16 protein-coding genes and 1 pseudogene are annotated in these 20,043 nt (G+C 70.8%); 10 read left to right on the top strand and 7 right to left on the bottom strand.

Annotated elements, in window-relative coordinates:
* Nucleotides 1–30: 30 nt before the first annotated feature.
* Nucleotides 31–627, bottom strand: a complete 597-nt coding sequence (locus ACTOQ3_RS10305) for a hypothetical protein (protein ID WP_440083116.1) — start codon at nucleotides 625–627, stop codon at nucleotides 31–33.
* Nucleotides 628–1,127: 500 nt separating this feature from the next.
* On the opposite strand from ACTOQ3_RS10305, the gene ACTOQ3_RS10300 reads away from it, so the two are divergent.
* Nucleotides 1,128–2,405: a glycoside hydrolase family 18 protein gene (locus ACTOQ3_RS10300; RefSeq protein WP_440083115.1), complete on the top strand. Its 1,278-nt coding sequence runs from the start codon at nucleotides 1,128–1,130 to the stop codon at nucleotides 2,403–2,405.
* 164 nt (nucleotides 2,406–2,569) lie between these two features.
* Here ACTOQ3_RS10300 and lepA read toward each other — a convergent pair whose 3' ends face one another.
* On the bottom strand, nucleotides 2,570–4,441 hold the full coding sequence (gene lepA / locus ACTOQ3_RS10295) for a translation elongation factor 4 (protein ID WP_440083114.1): 1,872 nt from the start codon (nucleotides 4,439–4,441) through the stop codon (nucleotides 2,570–2,572).
* Nucleotides 4,442–4,482: 41 nt separating this feature from the next.
* Between lepA and ACTOQ3_RS10290 the strand changes: the two genes are divergently transcribed.
* A complete protein-coding gene (locus ACTOQ3_RS10290) occupies nucleotides 4,483–5,484 on the top strand; it encodes a hypothetical protein (protein WP_440083113.1) in 1,002 nt (333 codons plus the stop codon).
* 168 nt (nucleotides 5,485–5,652) lie between these two features.
* On the top strand, nucleotides 5,653–5,925 hold the full coding sequence (gene rpsT, locus ACTOQ3_RS10285) for a 30S ribosomal protein S20 (protein WP_440070123.1): 273 nt from the start codon (nucleotides 5,653–5,655) through the stop codon (nucleotides 5,923–5,925).
* Nucleotides 5,926–6,043: 118 nt separating this feature from the next.
* Here the strand turns inward: rpsT and holA are convergent, their stop codons facing one another.
* Nucleotides 6,044–7,015: a DNA polymerase III subunit delta gene (holA, locus tag ACTOQ3_RS10280; protein ID WP_440083112.1), complete on the bottom strand. Its 972-nt coding sequence runs from the start codon at nucleotides 7,013–7,015 to the stop codon at nucleotides 6,044–6,046.
* Between the two features lie 109 nt (nucleotides 7,016–7,124).
* Here holA and ACTOQ3_RS10275 point away from each other — a divergent pair, with 109 nt between their 5' ends.
* Complete coding sequence (locus tag ACTOQ3_RS10275; protein WP_440083111.1) at nucleotides 7,125–7,280, top strand: hypothetical protein; 156 nt, start codon at nucleotides 7,125–7,127, stop codon at nucleotides 7,278–7,280.
* Between the two features lie 507 nt (nucleotides 7,281–7,787).
* Here ACTOQ3_RS10275 and ACTOQ3_RS10270 read toward each other — a convergent pair.
* The 4 genes and pseudogenes from ACTOQ3_RS10270 to hutI all read right to left on the bottom strand — a co-directional run.
* Nucleotides 7,788–9,149: pseudogene (locus ACTOQ3_RS10270) on the bottom strand (ComEC/Rec2 family competence protein); the annotation flags it as partial.
* A gap of 808 nt (nucleotides 9,150–9,957) precedes the next feature.
* Nucleotides 9,958–10,833 carry a helix-hairpin-helix domain-containing protein gene (locus ACTOQ3_RS10265; RefSeq protein WP_440083110.1) on the bottom strand — a complete coding sequence of 292 codons (876 nt, stop codon included), beginning with the start codon at nucleotides 10,831–10,833 and terminating at the stop codon, nucleotides 9,958–9,960.
* A gap of 169 nt (nucleotides 10,834–11,002) precedes the next feature.
* Complete coding sequence (locus tag ACTOQ3_RS10260) at nucleotides 11,003–11,872, bottom strand: DegV family protein (protein ID WP_440083109.1); 870 nt, start codon at nucleotides 11,870–11,872, stop codon at nucleotides 11,003–11,005.
* Nucleotides 11,873–12,063: 191 nt separating this feature from the next.
* On the bottom strand, nucleotides 12,064–13,272 hold the full coding sequence (gene hutI, locus ACTOQ3_RS10255) for an imidazolonepropionase (protein WP_350974555.1): 1,209 nt from the start codon (nucleotides 13,270–13,272) through the stop codon (nucleotides 12,064–12,066).
* 833 nt (nucleotides 13,273–14,105) lie between these two features.
* On the opposite strand from hutI, the gene ACTOQ3_RS10250 reads away from it, so the two are divergent.
* From ACTOQ3_RS10250 to ACTOQ3_RS10225, 6 genes are read left to right on the top strand one after another with little or no spacing between them, the layout of a single operon-like run.
* Complete coding sequence (locus tag ACTOQ3_RS10250) at nucleotides 14,106–14,990, top strand: STAS domain-containing protein (protein ID WP_440083108.1); 885 nt, start codon at nucleotides 14,106–14,108, stop codon at nucleotides 14,988–14,990.
* Entirely contained in the window at nucleotides 14,990–15,370 is a 381-nt protein-coding gene (locus ACTOQ3_RS10245) for an STAS domain-containing protein (RefSeq protein WP_440083107.1), read from the top strand. Before ACTOQ3_RS10250 ends, ACTOQ3_RS10245 begins: the two co-directional genes overlap by 1 nt.
* Nucleotides 15,367–15,768 carry an anti-sigma regulatory factor gene (locus tag ACTOQ3_RS10240; RefSeq protein WP_362677378.1) on the top strand — a complete coding sequence of 134 codons (402 nt, stop codon included), beginning with the start codon at nucleotides 15,367–15,369 and terminating at the stop codon, nucleotides 15,766–15,768. The genes ACTOQ3_RS10245 and ACTOQ3_RS10240 overlap by 4 nt, the downstream gene beginning before the upstream one ends.
* On the top strand, nucleotides 15,756–16,766 hold the full coding sequence (locus ACTOQ3_RS10235; protein ID WP_440083106.1) for an ATP-binding protein: 1,011 nt from the start codon (nucleotides 15,756–15,758) through the stop codon (nucleotides 16,764–16,766). The genes ACTOQ3_RS10240 and ACTOQ3_RS10235 overlap by 13 nt, the downstream gene beginning before the upstream one ends.
* The gene (locus ACTOQ3_RS10230) at nucleotides 16,763–18,445 is read left to right on the top strand and encodes an ATP-binding response regulator (RefSeq protein WP_440083105.1); all 1,683 of its coding nucleotides are present in this window, start codon (nucleotides 16,763–16,765) and stop codon (nucleotides 18,443–18,445) included. Before ACTOQ3_RS10235 ends, ACTOQ3_RS10230 begins: the two co-directional genes overlap by 4 nt.
* The gene (locus ACTOQ3_RS10225; RefSeq protein ID WP_440083104.1) at nucleotides 18,438–20,018 is read left to right on the top strand and encodes a SpoIIE family protein phosphatase; all 1,581 of its coding nucleotides are present in this window, start codon (nucleotides 18,438–18,440) and stop codon (nucleotides 20,016–20,018) included. The genes ACTOQ3_RS10230 and ACTOQ3_RS10225 overlap by 8 nt, the downstream gene beginning before the upstream one ends.
* Nucleotides 20,019–20,043: the final 25 nt, after the last annotated feature.

The following is a 20,043-nucleotide window of genomic DNA, read 5'->3' as shown; positions in this document are numbered from 1 at the left end:
TCGGGGACGCCGAAGCGGCACTCCCGGGCGTCAGATCTCGTGCTCGTCCCGCACCGGCAGGCCGTACCGCCGGGCGAGGGGGTTCCACAGCTTCAGAAAGCCCCGTTTGGCGGTGGTCGCCTCGCCGGAGAAGGCGAGACCGCGCCGGTAGTCGTCGTCGCGGCTCCAGGCGCGGCTGCACCCGGCCTCCTGGCGGGTCGCCCAGGCGAGGAACGCCTCGTCGGCGTTGAACGAGGCGGTCAGGGCCCTGGTGAGGCGCGCCTTGACCGCGTCGCCGCCGTCGAGCTCGCCGGTGCCCAGCGCGTCGACCTGGATCACCTGCTCGCGGCGGGCCGCGGTGATCCGCTGGAGCGTGGCGAGCCCGGTGGCGGTGCCCTCGCAGGAGCGCAGCTGGTCGAGGGCCGAGCCGAGGCCCGATCTGGAGCCGCCGCTGTCGGCGAGCAGGGCGTCGAGGACCCTGGCCTGGGTCTCGGCGTCCTGGGGCCCCTGGGGGGCGCGCCCCGCCGGGGGTGTCTCGGCCTCGGCCTCCGCCCGGTCGCCGGTCGTCGCCGTCCGGATGCCGCCCGCCACGGACGTTTCGCCGCCTCGCGGGGTGAGCCAGAAGGACCCCGCGGTGGCCAGCGACATCGCGAGGACCGTGGCCGTCGCGACCAGTGGCCAGACCTTGCGATCCTCGCGGGGCGGCCGGTCCCGGCCTCGGCCCGGCGGCGGTGCCGGAGCCCGGTCCCCCGCCGGGGGTTGCCGGGGCCGCTGGTCCGGGGGGAGATGCTGCTGCCAGTCGGCGGGGTCCTGCCGCCACTCCTCCGGCGGGACCCGGGCCCCGCCCGCGGGAACGTCCCGCGAGGGCTGAGCCGGTGGAAACCGGGCCGGCGAGGACTGATCCAGCGGAGGCCGGCCCCCCGTCGACGCCCCGCACCCGGGGCATCGCGACAGCCCGCGCACAGGGGTGCCACATCGGTTGCAGAACGCCTGCTGCTCCATGCCTTACCAAGTTAGCCGAAGCATCCCGCCGTCCACCGGTCAAAACGCCGTTGGCCGTTGACGGCCAGATCCCGCAGGTCTACGATCCGGGAAAACTTAAAGGAAAGTTTCCTATAAGTTACTTATTTCAAGCAGTGGAGAAGCCCGTGCAGAGACTCCTCCGTAAAATGCTCGCGGCAGCCCTCGCCGCGGGTCTCGCGGCCGTGGCCGTGCCGGCCGCGGCCCAGGCCCAGACCCCCCGGGAGCACGGTGACCGCTACAAGCGGGTCGCCTACTTCATCCAGTGGGGCGTCTACGGTCGCAACTACCACGTCAAGGACATGGAGACCAGCGGCGCCGCCGCCAAGCTGACCCACATCAACTACGCCTTCGGCTTCGTCAACGCCGGGGGCGACTGCTACTCCCCCGACCCGTGGGCCGACTGGCAGCGCCCGGTGCCCGCCGAACAGAGCGTGGACGGCGTCGCCGACACCGAGGGCCAGGCGCTGAACGGCAACCTGAACCAGCTGAAGAAGCTCAAGGCCAAGCACCCCGGCCTCAAGGCGCTGATCTCCCTCGGCGGCTGGACCGGTTCGAAGTACTTCTCCGACGCGGTGCTGACCCCCGAGGGCCGTGCCAAGCTCGCCTCCTCCTGCATCGACCTGTGGCTCAAGGGCAACCTGCCCGGCACCGCCGCCGGTACCGGGGCGGGCGTGTTCGACGGCATCGACCTCGACTGGGAGTGGCCCGGTTCCTCCGGGGCCGACGGCAACATCATCCGTCCCGAGGACAAGCGGAACTTCACCCTGTTCGTCACCGAGCTCCGCCGCCAGATGAACGAGTTCGACCGGCGCACCGAGCTGACCGCCTTCCTGCCCGCCGCCGCCGCGAAGATCGACGCGGGCTTCGAGGTCCGCGACGTCTTCAGGCAGCTCACCTTCGCCACCGTTCAGGGCTATGACCTGCACGGCTCGTGGGAGACCGTCACCGGCCACAACGGCAACCTGTTCAACGACCGGCGCGACCCCCACCCGGTGAAGTACAGCGTGGACCAGACCGTCCGCGACTACCTGACGCGCGGCGCACCCGCCAAGAAGATCGTGGTGGGCGTACCGGCGTACGGCCAGGGCTGGACCGGCGTCACCGGCGGGAGGAACGGCCTGTACGGCACCGCCACCGGCCCCGCTCCCGGCACCTTCGCCGCGGGAAGCGAGGACTACAAGATCCTCGTGAACAAGCCGGGCAAGCGCTACCGCGACCTGCTGACCGGGTCCGTGTGGCTCTACGACGGCAACGAGTTCTGGTCCTACGACGACCCGGCCTCGCTGCTCCAGAAGGCGGCCTACATCCGTCTGAAGGACCTCGGCGGCTCGATGATGTGGTCCATCGACCAGGACGACACCAAGGCGTCGCTCACCTCGGCGCTCTACAGCGTCCTGCGCTGAGCGACCCCCTCATACCGGGCGAGGCCGCAGGATCCGGGTCACCAGCGGCCTCGCCCGCACGTTCTTCCCCCGGCGCCCTTCACCCCTGGCCGAGCCGGTGCGGGGACGGCGCGGGGTGGGCCGGGCCGGTCGCGGGGCGGACCCGGGCGCGCCTGGGGGAGTGCCTACTTCTTGGCCTTGTCCGTGGAGGACTCGGTGGACAGCGCGGCGACGAACGCCTCCTGGGGAACCTCGACGCGGCCGACCATCTTCATCCGCTTCTTGCCCTCCTTCTGCTTCTCCAGCAGCTTGCGCTTGCGGGAGATGTCGCCGCCGTAGCACTTGGCGAGGACGTCCTTGCGGATGGCGCGGATGTTCTCCCGGGCGATGACCCGGGCACCGATGGCCGCCTGGATCGGCACCTCGAACTGCTGCCTGGGAATGAGCTCGCGCAGCTTCTTGGCCATCTCGACCCCGTAGGCGTACGACTTCTCCCGGTGGACGATGGCGCTGAAGGCGTCCACGGCCTCGCCCTGGAGCAGGATGTCGACCTTCACCAGGTCCGACTCCTGCTCGCCCGAGGGCTCGTAGTCCAGCGAGGCGTAGCCGCGCGTACGGGACTTGAGCTGGTCGAAGAAGTCGAAGATGATCTCGCCGAGCGGCATGGTGTAGCGGATCTCGACGCGGTCCTCGGACAGGTAGTCCATGCCCTGCAGGTTGCCCCGGCGGTTCTGGCAGAGCTCCATGATGGCGCCGATGAACTCCGAGGGGACGAGCACGGTCGTCTTGACCATCGGCTCGAAGACCTTCTCCACCTTGCCGGTGGGGAACTCCGAGGGGTTGGTGACGACGACCTCCTTGCCGTCCTCCATGATCACCCGGTAGACCACGTTGGGCGCGGTGGAGATGAGCGAGAGGTTGAACTCACGCTCCAGCCGCTCGCGGACGATCTCCATGTGGAGCAGGCCGAGGAAGCCGCAGCGGAATCCGAAGCCCAGGGCCGCGGAGGTCTCCGGCTCGTAGTCCAGGGCCGCGTCGTTGAGCTGGAGCTTGTCCAGGGCCTCGCGAAGGTCGGGGTAGTCGTCACCGTCGATCGGATACAGGCCGGAGAAGACCATGGGCTTGGGGTGCTCGTAGCCGCTGAGCGCCTTGAGTGCCGGACGCGTCACGGAGGTCACCGTGTCGCCGACCCGCGACTGGCGGACGTCCTTCACGCCGGTGATCAGGTAGCCCACCTCGCCGACGCCGAGCCCCTTGTCGGCGATCTTCGGCTCGGGCGAGATGACGCCGATCTCCAGCGTCTCGTGGGCCGCGGTGGTGGACATCATCAGGATGCGCTCGCGCTTGCCCAGGTGACCGTCCATCACCCGGACGTACGTGATCACGCCGCGGTAGGTGTCGTACACCGAGTCGAAGATCAGCGCGCGGGCGGGCGCGTCGGCGTCGCCGACCGGGGCCGGGACGTTCGCCACCACGTGGTCCAGCAGCTCGCGGACGCCGATGCCGGTCTTGCCGGAGACCCTCAGCACGTCCTCGGGCTCGCAGCCGATGAGGTGGGCGATCTCCGCGGCGTACTTCTCCGGCTGGGCGGCCGGCAGGTCGATCTTGTTGAGCACCGGGATGATCGTCATGTCGTTGTTCATGGCCAGGTAGAGGTTGGCCAGGGTCTGCGCCTCGATGCCCTGCGCGGCGTCGACCAGCAGGATCGCGCCCTCACACGCCTGGAGCGACCGGGAGACCTCGTAGGTGAAGTCGACGTGCCCGGGGGTGTCGATCATGTTGAGGACGTAGTCGGTGTCGCCGACCTGCCACGGCAGCCTGACCGCCTGCGACTTGATCGTGATGCCGCGCTCGCGCTCGATGTCCATCCGGTCGAGATACTGGGCGCGCATGGAACGGTCGTCGACCACTCCGGTGATCTGCAGCATGCGGTCGGCGAGCGTCGACTTGCCATGGTCGATATGCGCGATGATGCAGAAGTTGCGGAGCACAGCGGGGTCGGTCTGGCCAGGCTGAATGCGCACCGGGGTCCGTTTCAACAGATTGATGACGATCATACGGCTGGCATGCCAGCCGTCTTCCATGGTGACATGTCCGGGTGATTGCCCGGACCAGAGCACGGCGCGGCCTGCGGTTCCTCGCTATGGTGGCGGCCCTGCTCCTCGCGCTTCCAGGGGTGGCCGTGGCCACCCTCACCCTGCAGTTTACCGGGACACCCGCCCCATGGGCGAAGACGACCGGCCACGACGCCCTGTGGCTGGGCCACGCGTGGGTCGATGGCCGCAAGACGGCCGACGACGTGCGCACCCTCGCCGCCCGGCTGCGAAAGACCGGGATCAAGGACGTGTACGTCCATTCTGGCCCGTTCGACCCGGACGGGACACTACCTGTCGCCAAATATCCGAAGGCGGCCGACTTCCTGAAGTGGTGGCGCGAGGAACTCCCCAAGGTCAGGGTGTCGGCCTGGCTCGGCCAGAAGGTCGACGGCGTCCTGGACCTCGACGACGCGGCCTCCAGGCAGCGCGTGCTGGACGGCGCCCGCGCGATCACGGCGCTCGGCTTCGACGGCGTCCACTACAACTTCGAGCCGATCGGCGACGGCGACACCGACTTCCTCGACCTGCTGACCCGGACCCGCGCGATCGTGGGCGACGGCCTGCTGTCCACCTCGACCCCGCAGATCGAGCCGTTCCCGCTCGTCCGCCCGGCCGCGCGCGCCGCCATCGGCCACGACAAGTACTGGTCACCCGACTACTTCCGCCAGGTGGCGAAGCTCACCGACCAGGTGGCGATCATGACCTACGACTCCTACCTCCCCTTCCCCTCCGTCTACGGCGGCTACGTCGTACGGCAGAGCTCGCTGGCGCTGGAGCTCGTCCCCGAGGAGAAGACGGTGCTGATCGGCGCCCCGGCCTATCACGACCACGACGTCTCCTGGGCCGACGCGGCCGAGAGCGTCGAGAAGGCGGCCAGGGGCGCCCGGCTGGCGTTGACCTCGTACGGCAAACCGCGTGAACGGTTCGGCCTGGCGCTCTACGTCGACTTCGCCGCCACCAAGGAGGACTGGGCGGAGTACGAGAAGTTCTGGTTCAAGCCGTGAGGATTACGGTCCGAGCCACCACGACCACACGCTAAACTGATCAGGCATCCTTCTGCCTGGCCTGTCGATTTGAGTGTCGACCATGGCAGTTGGTAGCCTAGTCAACTGCGTGTGGCGCGCCCTCTCTGCCCGCGCGCCCCATCCAACGACATTCACCGAGGCTTCTTCGTGGCGAACATCAAGTCCCAGATCAAGCGCAACCGGCAGAACGAGAAGGCCCGGCTGCGTAACAAGGCTGTCAAGTCTTCCCTGAAGACGGCCATCCGCAAGTTCCGCGAGGCCGCCGACCAGGGTAACGTCGAAGAGGCCGCCGCGCTGCAGCGCGCCGCCTCCCGCCAGCTGGACAAGGCTGCCAGCAAGGGCGTGATTCACAAGAACCAGGCCGCCAACCGCAAGTCGGCGATCGCCCAGCGCGCCGCCGCCCTGTCGGTCGCCAAGTAGCTCCACGTTTCGCGAACGCCGCACCCTTCGGGGATGCGGCGTTCTTGCGTTTCAGGCGCCTCTTCCCGGTGCCCCCCATGTCCCGCCCTGTGGCTCAGGCCGTCTCTCCCCGAAACACCTAACGCCCCGTGCGGCTGGCGACCACGGTCTGGACCATGTGCTCCAGCGCGTACGCGGGGTCGGCTCCGCCGCCCTTCACCTGCGCGTCGGCGGTGGCGGCGGCCTGGATCGCGCGGGCGAGACCCTCGGGGCCCCAGCCGTTCAGCTGCCGCTGGACCCGGTCGATCTTCCAGGGCGGCATGCCGAGATGGCTGGCGAGCTGGCCGCCCCGGAGGTTGCGGGGCGCGCCTCCCACCTTGGCCAGCGAGCGCAGGCCTCCGGCGAGCGCGCTCACCAGCAGGACCGGCGCCGTACCGGTCGAGAGCGCCCAGCGCAGCTGCTCCAGGGCGTCGCCCAGCCGTCCCTCGACGGCCGAGTCGGCCACGGTGAACCCGCTGACCTCGGCCCTGCCCCGGTGGTAGCGCGCGACGGCGGCCTCGTCGATCGTCTTGCCGGGGGTGTCGAAGGCGAGCTGGTTGCACGCGGCGGCCAGCTCGCGCAGGTCGTTGCCCACGGCGTCGAGGAGCGCGGCGGCGGCGTCGGCCCCGATGGTGCGTCCGGCCCGCTTCAGCTCCGCCTTGACGAACGCCAGGCGCTCGGCCGGTTTGGTCACCTTGGTGACGGAGACCACCTGGGCTCCGGCCTTCTTGACCCCGTCGACCAGGGCCTTCCCCTTGACGCCTCCCGGATGGACGAGGACCAGCACGGTCTCGTCCACCGGGTGGGCCGCGTAGGAGACGACCTCGGCGATGACGTCCTTGCCGAGGTCCTGGGCCGAGCGGACGACCACCACGGACCTGTCGCCGAACAGTGAGGGCGACGTCATGCGGGTGAGCTCTCCGAGCTCCATCTTCGAGCCGGGCAGATCGTGCACCTCGGCGGTCGGATCGGCGGCCTTGACCGCCGAGGTCACCTCGCTCACCGCGCGGTCGGCCAGGAGTTCCTCGTCGCCGAGTATCAGGATCACGGGTGCCGGATCGGTTGCCGCCATGACGAGCAGCATGCCATGTCCCGGTGCCGGGTGAGCCGCCGGCAAGTCGTTCGCAATCGGAATGCAGGTGCCGCGAGGCACCCTGGGAACAACACAGGAGGTGAGAACCATGACAAACTCCACTATTCGCCGCCACGCCTGCCCCCGCTGCGGAACGTCCCTCGACGAGGGTCCGATCATGTACCGTTGCGCGCGCTGCAGCCGGTCGGTCTACGCCGCCGACGTGGACACCGAGTTCCGCCGCCCGGCCAGAACCGGGAGCTGACCCGCGCTCCCCGGGCGGAACCGGGATCCGGCCCACGCCCCGGCCAGAACCAGGATCCGGCCCGCACCCTCCGGCCGGAACCGTCCGGCCGGAAGCAGGACCCGGCCCGCACCGTCCGGCCCGCACCGTCCCGCCGGAACCGAGGCCTGACCCGCACCGCCCGGCCAGGACCGGGACTCGACCCGCACCGGCCCCGCCCATCCCGGCCGGGCGCCACAAGCCGCCCGCCAACGGGGCCGCGCGCCCCCTGGCGACGACCGCCAGAGCCCCCTCGCGGACCACCACCGCGAGGTCTCCCGACAGGTCCGTCCGGTAGGCGCGCATGCCGAGCCGGTGCAGCGCGGTCAGGGTCGACGGGGCGGGGTGGCCGTAGCCGTTGTCCGCCCCCACGCTGATCAGAGCGGCGCGGGCACCGGAGGCGGCGAGGAAGGCCGGGTCGTACCTGCCCGAGCCGTGGTGGGGAACCTTGAGGATCTCGGCGGGCGGCAGGCCACGCCGGAGCAGCTCCGCCTGGGCCTCGGTCTCGATGTCTCCGCTGAGCAGAGCCGCCCCCGCGGCCCAGCGGACGTGCATCACGACGCTGGCGTTGTTGACGGCCGCCCCTTCTCCCGCGCCGGGCGGGGAGTCCTCGGCCACCGGGCCGATGACGGTGAGCTCCGAGGGCCCGAACCGCCAGCTCGCACCGGGCCTCGCCGCCCACTCGACCACGTGGCGGCGGGCGAGATCGGCGCTCAGCCTCACCCCCTCGCGCTCTCCGGCACCGTGCGGGGTCACCATCACCGCTCCCACGGCGCGCCCGCGAAAGACACCGTCGAGACCGCCCACGTGGTCGAGGTGCGGATGGGTGAGAACGACCAGCGGCACCTCCCCGACTCCCATGGAGCGCAGGCAGCGGTCCATCGGCACCGGGTCCGGCCCCGCGTCCACCACCACGGCCCGCCCCGGCCCCGCCGCGACGAGCAGAGCGTCTCCCTGGCCGACGTCGCAGGCCACCAGTAGCCATCCGTGAGGCGGCCAGCGTGCCACGATCGGCGCGGCCACCGTCACGGCGAGGACCAGCCCGGTGAGGGCCGCCAGGACGATCAGGCGTGGCCGCCGGTGCCGCAGCACCAGCACGGCGAGTGGCACCGCACCGGCCAGCAGGAGCAGCCCGGTGACGCCTCCCGGCCACGGGATCACGCCCAGCGGGAGCGCCGCGGTGTGCTCGGCCACCTCGATGATCCATCCGGTGGCCAGTCCCGCCGGCCGGACCAGCAACTGGGCGAGCCCCATGTGCAGGGGCGCGACCAACGCCACCGCGAAACCGAGCAGGGTGGCGGGGGCCACGGCCGGGCCCGCGAGCAGGTTGGCCGGGATCGCCACCGGTGCGAGCTGTCCCGACATCAGAACCAGGACCGGGGTGACCGCGACCTGGGCGGCGGCGGCCACTGCGGTCGCCTCGGCGAACCATCGGGGCATACGGGCCGAGAGCCGGTCGCGCCAGCCCGGGGCGAGGACCAGGATGCCCGCGGTCGCCGAGACCGACAGGGCGAAGCCGTAGGAGCGGGCGAGGTCGGGGACGAAGAAGACCAGCCCCAGGACGGTCACCGACAGGGCCGCGACACCGTCGCGCGAGCGGCCCGTGCCGAGGGCGAGGGCGGCGACCCCGCCCATCAGGAGGGCCCTGAGCACGCTGGGCGAGGGCCGGGCGACGACCGCGAAGGCGACCATGGCCGCCATCGCCAGCACCGCCCGCGCCGCGAGAGGCAATCCGGCCACCCTGGCCAGCGCGACCGCCGCCCCCGCCACGACGGCGAGGTTCGCGCCGGAGACCGCGAGAAGATGGCTGAGGCCCGCCGCCTTGAAGTCGGCTTTGACCTGCTCGTCCATCCGGGACACGTCGCCGACCACCAGGCCGGGCAACAGCCCGCGCTGCGTCGGCGGCAACACGTCGGCCGCCTCCCGCAACCCCGACCTGAGTGCCCCGGCCGCGCGCTGCTCCCAGGAGGGCCCGCTCAGCACTCGCGGTGCTCCCCTGACCAGCACCACCGCCGCGAGCAGCTCTCCGGGGTCGGCCCGGCCGAAGCGCCCGCTGACCTCCACTCGCTGGCTGGGCAGCAGGGATCGCCATCCGGCGCCCGAGACGAACAGCACCACCGGAGCCCGCAGCGCCACCCTGCCCGCTCCCGTCCCGACCGACTCGACCCGGGCGGGCACCACGAAACTCTCCCGCGGGAAGGGCCCTCCCCTTCGGTTCGTCTCCCGGGGGTCGTCGGTCACCACCACCTCGGCCATCGCCGAGGCGTTCCTGCCCGCGAGCTCGGCGACCGGCCCCGTACCGACCGCGTGCACCCGGAAGGCGACCGACCCCGCCACCGCGGCGGCGCATCCCAGGACCGCGATCGCCGCGTTCCGCCGGGTCGCCGCCCCCTGTGCCCGGGTCAGGACGGCCACGGTCAGGGCACCCGTGGCCATGAGACCGGCCGTCACCGCACCGGTCGCGGCTGAGCAGCCCAGCAGGACGAGTGCGGTCATCCATGAGACCGCCGCCGGCAGGACCAGATGCGCGGCATGCGCACGCCATCCCTTTCCTGAACCGCCCAGGATTCCCGGCCCCTCGGACCCGCCGGCGTGTGCGGAGCCACCCGAGCCTCCGGCCGTGGCGAACCGCGTCACGACCGTCCTCGCGACCGAGGTGTCAAACACGGGCTCTGTCCCGCATCTCGGCGTACTTCCGGTCACCTATCCCGCTCACGTCGCGAAGCTGCTCGACGGAGCGGAAGCCGCCGTGCGCGTCGCGGTATTCGACGATGCGCCGGGCGAGCACCTCGCCCACGCCCGGTAGCTCCTCGAGCTGCTCGGGGGTGGCGGTGTTGAGGTCGACGACGGCGGTGGCGGGATCTGCCGGATTCACCGGAGTGGGCGCCGCCGCGACGGCGGCCGTGCCGGAAAGGCCGACGACGATCTGCTCGCCGTCGACGAGCCTGCGCGCGAGGTTGAGGGATCCCGTGGCGGCCGCTCCACGGACGCCCCCGGCCTCCTGGAGCGCGTCGGCGACCCGTGAACCGCCGGGCAGCGTGACCACCCCGGGCCGGCGGACCTTACCCGTCACGTGAACGGTCAGCTCGGCGACCGGCGTGGACGCCTGCCGCGAAACGGTGACGGGCGCCGACAGCGGTGACCCGGCGATCGGCATCGGCGGGGCCAAGGGCTCGGGCTCCGGCTGGGACCGCCAGGCGTACACGCCGCCCGCGACGGTGGCCACCAGGGCGACGAGCAGCAGGAGGCGCAGCCCCGGGCGGTCAGGACCGAGCGCGACCTTCTCGGTGGCCACGACCTTGCGAAGCGCCTCGAAGGACGGAGGGATCGGCGCCGAACGCATGCGCGCAGCGGGACCGTCGTGGACGGCGTCCTCCGGCTCGCCCTGACCGCCGGCCCGCGCATGCCTGCCCCGGCACGGCGTGCCGGCCGGACGGCACGGCGGGGGCACCCGGTCGGGTGATCCGCTCCCGGTCAGGATCCGCAGTCGCGACTCGGCTTGGAACCGCTCGGTGTTCTGGCCTGTGGTCCGCACCCGCAGGACGTTACGGAGACGGCGGCGGGCGCACTTTCACCGAATCTCGTTCTGGGGATAAGGGGACGACCGGCGGAGGGCGGGGACACAGGTCGGCCTGATCGGCGCGCGGGTCATCAGATGGATCCGAAGACCATACGGGTTCGAAGACGACACGGATCGGCCGACCTCACGGATCGGTGGACACCAGAGGCTCGCCCGCGGAGATGGTGATGCCGAGCATGCCTGGACCGACGTGCGCGCCGATCACCGGGCCGACCTCGACGACGATGACCTTGGCGAGGGCGGGAATGCGCCGGTGCAGTCGTGCGGCCAGGGCGTCCGCGCGGGACCGGGCGGCGAGGTGCTGGACGGCGACCTCCACCGGGCCCGTACCCGCGGCCTCGACCGCGAGGTCTTCGAGGCGGGCGATGGCACGGCTCGCCGTACGGACCTTCTCCAGGGGAACGATCGCGCCGTCGGAGATGTGCAGAATCGGCTTGATCATCAGTGCCGAGCCGAGGAGGGTCTCCGCCGCGCCGATCCGGCCTCCCCTGCGGAGATACTCCAGGGTGTCGACGTAGAAGAAGCTGCGCACCGACTCCGCGCGGCGGCGGGCGGCGTCCGCCGCCTCGGCCCGTGTCGCGCCCGCAGCGGCGGCGCTCGCGGCGGCGAGGACGGGGAACCCGAGACCCATGGCGATGGACCTGCTGTCGACGACGTCGACCGGGACGGGGGAATGCTCGGCCCCCGCCCGGGCGGCCTCGACCGTGCCGGACATCTCCGCTGACAGGTGGATGGAGACGATGCCGGTCGCGCCCCGGGCCGCCGCCTCGTTGTAGGCGTCCGTGAAACGGCGCGGGGCGGGCATGGAGGTCGTCACCTGACCCCGTTCCCGCAGCATGTCGCCCATGCCCGCGCCCTCGATCCGCGGCATGTCGTCGAGCGGTCTGCCTCCCACGATCATCTGGAGCGGCACCACGACGATTCCCCTGCGGGAGACCTCCTCAGGAGGGAGGTAGGCGGTGGAGTCCGTGACGACGGCGACCGGTGGAGACATGCCCAGAGGTTACGCGGTGGAGATCACACGAAGGAGACGGGCTCGGCTCCTCCCCTGGTGAACGACTCCCCCGGTGAACGGCGAGGAGCCCTCGTGAACGGCGGGGAGCCGCGAGCGTGAGGGGAACGGCCGCTCGAGGGGAGGATCCGGCGGGCGAGGGTTCCGAGGGCGAAGCCTCCGGAAGGGGAGACCTACTGGACGGGGGTGCCGCCGCGCCAGACCCGGCGGGGCTTGAGTCCGAAGGCCCAGGCGAAGGCGCCCTCGTGGTCGGCGTCCCACTGGACGATGTCGGCCAGGCGGCCGGGGGCGAGGACGCCGCGATCGGGAGCGCCGAGGACCGTGGCACCACCGAGGGTGGCGGCCCGGAGGGCGTCGCCGACGCTCATGCCGAAGGCCGCGACGGCGAGGCTGATGACCAGGGACATCGAGGTGATGCCGCAGTGGCCCGGGTTGTGGTCGCTGCCGAGCGCCACCGTGACCCCCTGGGCGAGCATCCGGCGGACCGGGGGCAGGCTGCCACGCTGGAGGGCGGTCCCGGGGCAGACCACGGCGGGGACGCCGTAGCGGGCCAGTATCGCGATGTCCTCGTCGGTGGTGTGGTGGAGCAGGTCGGCGGAGGCGCAGCCGAGTTCGGCGGCGAGCTGGACGGCGCCGCGCCGGGTGTAGGCGCCGGCGTGCAGGCGTGGCAGCAGGCCGACGTTGCGTCCGGAGGCCAGGACCCAGCGGGCCTCCTCCGCGGTGAAGTGGCCCTCGTCGCAGTAGACGTCGACACCGTCGGCTCCCGCCGCGGCGGCGTCGGCGCACCAGGCGCCCACGGCCTCGACATAGTCGCGCTGGCGGCCGAAATACTCGGGCGGGACGACGTGCGCGGCCATGAAGGTCACGTGCACCCGCGGCATCATCGGCTCTTTCTCCAGCTCGCGCAGGAGCCGCACGTCGGCCAGCTCGCCGTCACGGGTGAGGTGGTAGCCGGTCTTGGCCTCGATGGTGGTGGTGCCGCTGAGCAGCCAGTCGCGGAGCCGCTCGCGGACGCCGTTGCAGAGCGTCCAGGGGTCGGTGCCGCGGGTGACCGTCACGGTGGAGCCGATGCCGCCGCCCGCCGCGGTGATCGCGGACGGGGTGGACCCGCTGGAGCGCATCGCCATCTCGGCGTAGCGGTTTCCCGCGTAGACCGGATGGGTGTGCGCGTCGATCAGGCCGGGAGTGACCAGCGCGCCGCCCAGGTTCTCGACATGGTCGACGTCGACGATGTCGTCGACGACCCCCGGCACGCTCTGCGGAAGATCCGCGGCGCGGCCGACCCAGGCGATCCGGTCGTTGTGGACGAGGATCGCCGCGTTGCTGAACACGTCGTTTCCGGTCCAGAGCCGGCCGATGTTGGTCAGGAGGCGGACCGTCATCGCATCACCGCCTTGTGTTCAGGGGAAGACACCTGGAGGAGGACCGCACCCGGACGGGGCGAGCCGCCCCGGACGTCGCCGGGCACCGTGCCCTTCAAGCCCGCTGTGAGTCCGGACGGCATCGGGGGGTCTCCTGCTCTCATCCGCATATCCGCTGTGCGGCGACAGTATCGCCGAGATCATGATCGGGCGATTTCAGTTCAGTTACGTTATTTCACAAGTCGGCCCGCTGTACAGGCTAATTGGGAAGAACGCCGCCCCTCCGCGACCGCACCTCACCCGTCGGCTCGACGATCACGCGTGGCGTTGAGCAACTTTCCACAGCTCAGACTACTTCTTCATCGCCCGTAACAGTAGCCACCAGAGCAACTTGCGTCATAACATCTCGCTAGATTTGCCTTATGGTAGCAATCCAAACCTTGGGCGACCACTGTCACTTTTGAGGCTTTTGTACGTTTTCGCCCTCTTGTAGTGCAGCCATATCGGGCCTCTCGGCGCAAGTTTCACCATTGAAACGCCGTTCGCCACCACTCTAGGCTGACATCCGGAAGGCTCACGCTCCTCGGCCCTTCTCCTCTACGCCTCCCCTACGACCTCCTGCGGTCCCCTTGCGGCCCCCCACTCCTCCCCGATCTTCCCCGGGCTCCGCGCGTGGTACGGCACCCTGAGATCACCCGCGAAGGTCGTGATGTGATACGGCCGCGCCGGCCGCTCGACCCGGTCGCCCCGCCCTTCCGAAGCTCTGATGACGAGCGGCCTGCCCAACCTCGAAAAAGGTCGTAAGCAGGACGTTCCATGTAGCCTTTCGTGCGAGTTGTCTCCAGGTCGTACGCATGGGAGTTGCCTTGTCCGTCCACGCGGACGCCGGTCGGCGTCGCATCGAAGAACTTTTCCAGGAGCACGAGGCGCGCGTCCTCAAGCGCTGGCTTGAGATCGCCCGTTCGGCCACCGGCGGCACCGGCAATCAGGCGGATCGCGGAGGTCTCACCGACCAGTTGGGCGAGCTCTACCAGGCGCTGCGCCAGTCGTTCGACGACTCCGGCGACCTCAGCGACCTGCGCGGCCTGCTCGCCGAGCTCTCCCGGGACCGTGCCCGCCAGGGTTTCACCCCGACCGAGACCGCGATCATGGTGTTCGGCCTGAAGGAGGCGCTCTACGAGATCGTCGAGGAGGACGGCTCTCCCGAGGCCGTGCGAGGTTTCATCTGGTTCTCCCGGGTAATCGACGACCTCGGGCTCTTCACCATGGAGAGCTACGCGGCGGCCAGGGAGAAGATCATCATCGATCAGGCGGAACAGCTGCTCGAGCTGTCCACCCCGGTGGTCAAGCTCTGGGAAGGCATCGTCGCGGTGCCGCTGGTCGGCACGCTCGACTCGGCCAGGACCCAGGTCGTCATGGAGAAGCTGCTGCAGACGCTCGTCGACACCGGCTCCGAGCACGCGGTCATCGACATCACGGGTGTGCCCGCCGTCGACACCGAGGTCGCCCAGCATCTGCTCAAGACCGTGGTGGCGGCCCGGCTGATGGGCGCCGAGTGCGTGATCTCCGGCATCCGCCCGCAGATCGCCCACACCATCGTCACCCTCGGCATCGAGTTCGGCGACATCGTGACCAAGGCCACCCTCGCCGACGCGCTGGCCCACACGCTGCGGGCGAGCGGGGTCAAATTCGTCAAGGGCGGGGAGTCCCGGATCGCGGTACGGACGGTGGAGAGCTGATGGATCGCGTCCCCATCCTCAAGCTCGGCGACATCCTGATCGTCTCCATCCAGATCGACCTGCAGGACATGAGCGTGCTCGCGCTCCAGGAGGACCTGTCGGAGAAGGTTGTCGAGACCGGCGCGCGCGGGGTGATCATCGACATCACCGCCGTGGAGATCGTCGACTCCTTCATCGGCCGGATGCTGGCCACCATCGCGGCGATCTCCCGCATGCTCGACGCCGAGACGATCGTCGTCGGCATGCGCCCGGCGGTGGCGATCACCCTCGTCGAGCTCGGCCTCTCCCTCGGCGGCGTGCGCACGGCGCTCAACCTCGAGAAGGGCGTCGCGCTGCTGAACCAGATCGAGAGCTCCCAAGCCTCCACGGCCGCCTGGTGACGACAGTGGAGGAGTTGCCCATCAACGTCAACGGCGACGTCGTGCTGGTCCGCCAGCACGTCAGGACCGTCGCCGTGAACGTGGGCCTGTCCCTGGTCGACCAGACCAAGGTGGTGACCGCGGCCAGCGAGCTGGCCCGCAACGCCCTGGTGTACGCGGGAGGCGGGCAGGTACGGGTCGAGGTCGTCCACAAGGGCATGCGGCGGGGCCTGCGGATGGTGTTCAGCGACAACGGGCCCGGCATCCCGGACATCGAGCAGGCGCTGACCGACGGGTGGACGACCGGCGGAGGCCTCGGTCTCGGCCTCAGCGGCTCCCGCCGCCTGGTCGACGAGTTCGACCTGGAATCGACTCCCGGTGAGGGCACATTGATCACGGTGACGAAATGGGCACGCTGATCCACTCCCAGCACGACACCTGGGTACGGGCCGAGGACGCCAGCGCGATCGGCGCCCTCCGCCGTACCGCCGTGACGCTCGCGGAGATCCGCGGGTTCGGCGAGGAGGACACCGGGCGGGTCGCCGTCGCGGTGAGCGAGGCCGCGTCGAACCTGGTCAAGCACGCGACCGAGGGCGTGATGCTGATCCGCCCGCATCCGGAGCTGGACTCGGCCGTGGAGGTCCTCGCGATCGACCGGGGGCCGGGAATGCGGGACGTCTCGCGCGCCCTGCGCGACGGCTACTCCACCACCGGCACGCTCGGCATCGGGCTGGGCGGCATCGCCCGGATGGCCAGCGGGTACGAGGTGCACTCGATACCCGACCGGGGCACCGTGCTCGGCATGTACTTCGTCGCTCAGGACGCCTCGCGTCCTGCGTGCCGGGTGAGCGGCCTGACCCGCCCGATCGGCGAGGAGACCGTCTGCGGCGACGCGTTCGTGATCATCGAGGAGGGCACCGCGACGACCGTGATGCTCTGTGACGGCCTGGGCCACGGCCCCGCGGCCGCCCAGGCCTCCCAGGAGGCGGTACGGCTGTTCCTGCGGCACGCCGACCTCGCCCCGGTCACCGTCCTGGAGCGCATCCACGCAGGCCTCGGCCACACCAGGGGCGGCGCGGTCGCGGTGGCCCGCGTCGACGGCGCCGCGGGCACGGTGAGCTTCGCCGGCCTCGGCAACGTCTCCGCGTGGATCGCCCACAACGACGGCCGCCAAGGAATGATCTCCGTCCCGGGCATCGCCGGGCACAAGGCCAGGACCCTGCGCCAGTACGAGTACGCACTCCCCCGGCACAGCGTCGTCCTGCTCCACTCCGACGGCCTGACCGAACGCTGGGACATCACCTCCTATCCCGGGCTCGTCACGCGCCTCCCCTCCGTCGTCGCCGGCACGCTGCTGCGTGATGCCGGGACCCGCAGGGACGACGCCTGCGTGGTCGCCGTCAGGCCGGGCGTATGACCGGGGACGAGCTGGTCCGGATTCACGTCCAGGACGACCAGGACGTCTTCGCCATGCGCAAGCTGGGCCGCGAGGTGGCGGAGAGCGTGGGGCTGGAGGCCCAGGACCAGATCCGGGTGGCCACCGCGCTGAGCGAGATCGGCAGGGAGTTCGTCGAGGCGGGCGCCGGCATCTCCGTCTCCTTCCGGCTGGAGCGGGACGCCCTGCTCGTCGCGGTCGACTTCTCGGCGAAGACCGACTTCCGTCCCTCGGGCGGCGTGACGCTGGCGGGGCGTCTCGTCGACCTCATCGAGCTCGATCCCGCCGAGGGAAGAATAAGCATGGTCAAACGGCTCCCGCAGGGCCGCAAGCCGAGACTCTCGGCGGAGGAGATCCGCGCCAAGATCGCCGCTTCGGCACCCACCACCGCCCTCGACGAGCTGCGCAGGCAGAACAGTGAGCTCGCCGAGACCCTGGAGGAGGTCCTGCAGCTCAACACCGAGCTCCAGGAGACCAACCAGGGGGTGCTGGCGCTCTACAACCAGCTGTCCGAGGAACTGGAGGAGACCAACCGCGGCGTCGTGGCGCTCTACGCGGAGCTGGACGAGAAGTCCGCGCAGCTCCGGGCGGCGAGCGACGCGAAGAACAGGTTCTGGGCCACCGTCAGCCACGAGCTGCGCACCCCCCTCAACTCGATCATCGGCCTGGTCCGCCTGCTGGTGGGACCGGGCGGGGATCCGCTGGCCGCCGAGCAGCTCCACCAGATCAACCTCATCGGCTCCTCGGCGGAGACGCTGCTGTCACTGGTGAGCGAGCTGCTCGACATGGCGAAGGCCGAGGCGGGGAGACTCGACCCCCAGCCCTCCATGGTCGATCTGGTGGCCCTGGCCGAACGGCTGCGCATGACGCTGCGCCCCACCACCGGCAACGACGAGGTGACGCTCACGGTGGAGGTCTCCCAGGCGCCGCAGGAGATGCTGGTGGACGAGGTGATGCTCACCCGGATCCTGCGTAACCTGCTCTCCAACGGGCTGAAGTTCACCGAGCGCGGCGAGGTCAAGCTGGAGGTGAACCTCGACGCGGCCACCCACGACCTGGTCTTCACCGTGACCGACACGGGAATAGGCGTGCCCGAGGAGCACCTGGAACGCGTCTTCGAGGAGTTCTTCCAGGTTCCCGGGCCGATCCAGGTACGGAGCAAGGGGACCGGGCTCGGCCTGCCGTACGCCCGGCGGCTGGCGGAGGCGCTGGGCGGCGCGCTGCACCTGGCCAGCGTCGCCGGGTCCGGCACCACGGCCACCCTGAGGCTGCCCTACCGGCACGACGGGGCTCCCGTGGTCGGCCGGTTGCTCATCGTGGACGACGACGAGGAGTTCCGCGCCACCGTACGCCGGATGCTCACCGGGTTCGCCGCGCACATCGACGAGGCCTCCGACGGGCTGATGGCGCTGGAGATGATGACGGCCACCCCGCCCGACCTCGCGCTGGTGGACCTGCTGATGCCCCGCCTCGACGGCACCGCGCTGATGCTGCGGATGTCGGACGACGAGCGGCTGCGCGAGGTTCCGGTGATCGTCGTGACCGTCGCCACATCGCGCCATGTCCCCGAGAGGGCACACATGATGATCTCCAAACAGGGGCTCCGCCGTGAGACCCTCCTGGAGGCGATCGAAAGCGCCCTCGGACCCGTGAATGGGTAACAACGGGGCGACGGTACTCGTCGTGGACGACACCCCGACCAAGCTGTACATCCTGTCGAGCTGGCTGCGGCGCTCGGGCCACCAGGTCGTACAGGCCACCGGCGGCATGGAGGCGCTCGTCAAGGTCAGGGAGCTGCGGCCCGACCTCGTCGTCCTGGACGTGCGGCTGCCCGACATCAGCGGCTACGAGGTCTGCGAGCAGATCAAGGCGGACCCGGCGACGTCCTCCATCCCGGTCATCCAGATCTCCGGGGCGGCGATCACCCCGGCCGACCGGGCGCAGGGCCTCGAACGCGGGGCCGACGCCTACCTGGCGGAGCCGGTCGAGCCGGACGAGTTCGCCGCGACGGTCGAGGCCACGCTGCGCTACTACCGCGCCCGGCAGCGGGCCGAGCTGATGGCCATGCGGCTGGCCGCCCTCACCGAGGTCACGCTCTCGATGAACGCCGCCGAGACGTTCGAGGAGCTCCTCGCCACGGCCGTCGAGGGAACCTCGCGAATCATGGGGAGGCAGGCGGGCACGCTCGCCCTGCCCCCTGACGGCCGGACCCGCAGGTTCTCCGCCTTCCCCTCGGAGGCCTCCGTCGCCAAGGTCGCGGCGCCGGACACGCTGCCCGGGTTGAGCGCGATGTCCCTGGGCGCCGCCGCCGGTACGCAGGTCTTCACGGTGCCGGCCGCCGAGTGGATGGAGCTGATGCCCGACGCGACGCTCAGTGGCGACGTCTCGGCCGTGGTCTGCCGCACCAAGCTGGGCAGACCTCCCGTCTACCTCGGGGTGGAGGGGACATCGCCACTCGACGCCGACGAGTCCAACGTGCTGCGCCAGCTCGGGCAGGCCCTCGCCCTGGCCGTGGACGCGCTGCGGGCGTACGCCGAGGAGCACGCGATCGCCCTCACCCTGCAGCGCAGCCTGCTGCCGACGCGGATCCCCGAGATCCCCGGGCTCGCGATCAGCTGGCGGTACCAGCCGGCGGTCGACAACGTCGAGGTCGGCGGCGACTTCTACGAGGTCCTGCGGATGGGCCGGCGGGTGCTCATCGCCATCGGCGACGTCCAGGGACACTCGCTGCTGGCCGCCACCGTCATGGCGGAGCTGCGCCACGCGCTGCGCGCCTCCGTCATCGGCACCTCGGACCTCGGCGCGTCGATGGCGCTGCTCAACGAGGTGCTGCGGCGCTACCACCCCGGCATGACCGCCACCGTGTGCCTGCTCCTGCTCGACCCGGCGACCGGGGAGATGGAGATCGCGAACGCGGGGCACATCCCGCCCCTCTTCATCGCGGACGACCAGGCCGGCTATCACCGCCTGGGCAATCTGCTGCTGGGAGTGGCAGAGGAGACCTACCGGGTCGACCGGGTGAACATCCCCGAGGGAGGCTCGGTGCTGATGTTCACCGACGGGCTCATCGAGGACCGCGACAAACTGCTCGACGAGAGCCTGGAGATCGTGCGGCACCTGGCGGAGCGGGTGGAGGAGGACCAGGAGGTCTTCTGCGACCGGCTGATCGAGCGGTTCGGCGCCAGGGAGGACGACGTGGCGCTGGTGATGTTCCGCCGCGGGGCGCGTCGCTGAGACCCTTCGCCGTACCGTCCCGAAG

This window comes from Streptosporangium sp. LJ11 (assembly GCF_051918945.1).
In the GTDB taxonomy this organism is placed as follows: domain Bacteria; phylum Actinomycetota; class Actinomycetes; order Streptosporangiales; family Streptosporangiaceae; genus Streptosporangium.
This window is presented reverse-complemented; position numbering and strand designations above follow the sequence as displayed.

What these genes read in the sequence shown, in the direction of transcription:
- ACTOQ3_RS10305 (WP_440083116.1), bottom strand. Translation starts at nt 627, where the DNA reads ATGTCGCTGGCCACCGCGGGGTCCTTCTGGCTCACCCCGCGAGGCGGC.
- lepA (WP_440083114.1), bottom strand. Translation starts at nt 4,441, where the DNA reads ATGATCGTCATCAATCTGTTGAAACGGACCCCGGTGCGCATTCAGCCT.
- holA (WP_440083112.1), bottom strand. Translation starts at nt 7,015, where the DNA reads ATGGCGGCAACCGATCCGGCACCCGTGATCCTGATACTCGGCGACGAG.
- ACTOQ3_RS10275 (WP_440083111.1), top strand. Translation starts at nt 7,125, where the DNA reads ATGACAAACTCCACTATTCGCCGCCACGCCTGCCCCCGCTGCGGAACG.
- ACTOQ3_RS10260 (WP_440083109.1), bottom strand. Translation starts at nt 11,872, where the DNA reads ATGTCTCCACCGGTCGCCGTCGTCACGGACTCCACCGCCTACCTCCCT.
- hutI (WP_350974555.1), bottom strand. Translation starts at nt 13,272, where the DNA reads ATGACGGTCCGCCTCCTGACCAACATCGGCCGGCTCTGGACCGGAAAC.
- ACTOQ3_RS10250 (WP_440083108.1), top strand. Translation starts at nt 14,106, where the DNA reads ATGGGAGTTGCCTTGTCCGTCCACGCGGACGCCGGTCGGCGTCGCATC.
- ACTOQ3_RS10245 (WP_440083107.1), top strand. Translation starts at nt 14,990, where the DNA reads ATGGATCGCGTCCCCATCCTCAAGCTCGGCGACATCCTGATCGTCTCC.
- ACTOQ3_RS10235 (WP_440083106.1), top strand. Translation starts at nt 15,756, where the DNA reads ATGGGCACGCTGATCCACTCCCAGCACGACACCTGGGTACGGGCCGAG.
- ACTOQ3_RS10230 (WP_440083105.1), top strand. Translation starts at nt 16,763, where the DNA reads ATGACCGGGGACGAGCTGGTCCGGATTCACGTCCAGGACGACCAGGAC.
- ACTOQ3_RS10225 (WP_440083104.1), top strand. Translation starts at nt 18,438, where the DNA reads ATGGGTAACAACGGGGCGACGGTACTCGTCGTGGACGACACCCCGACC.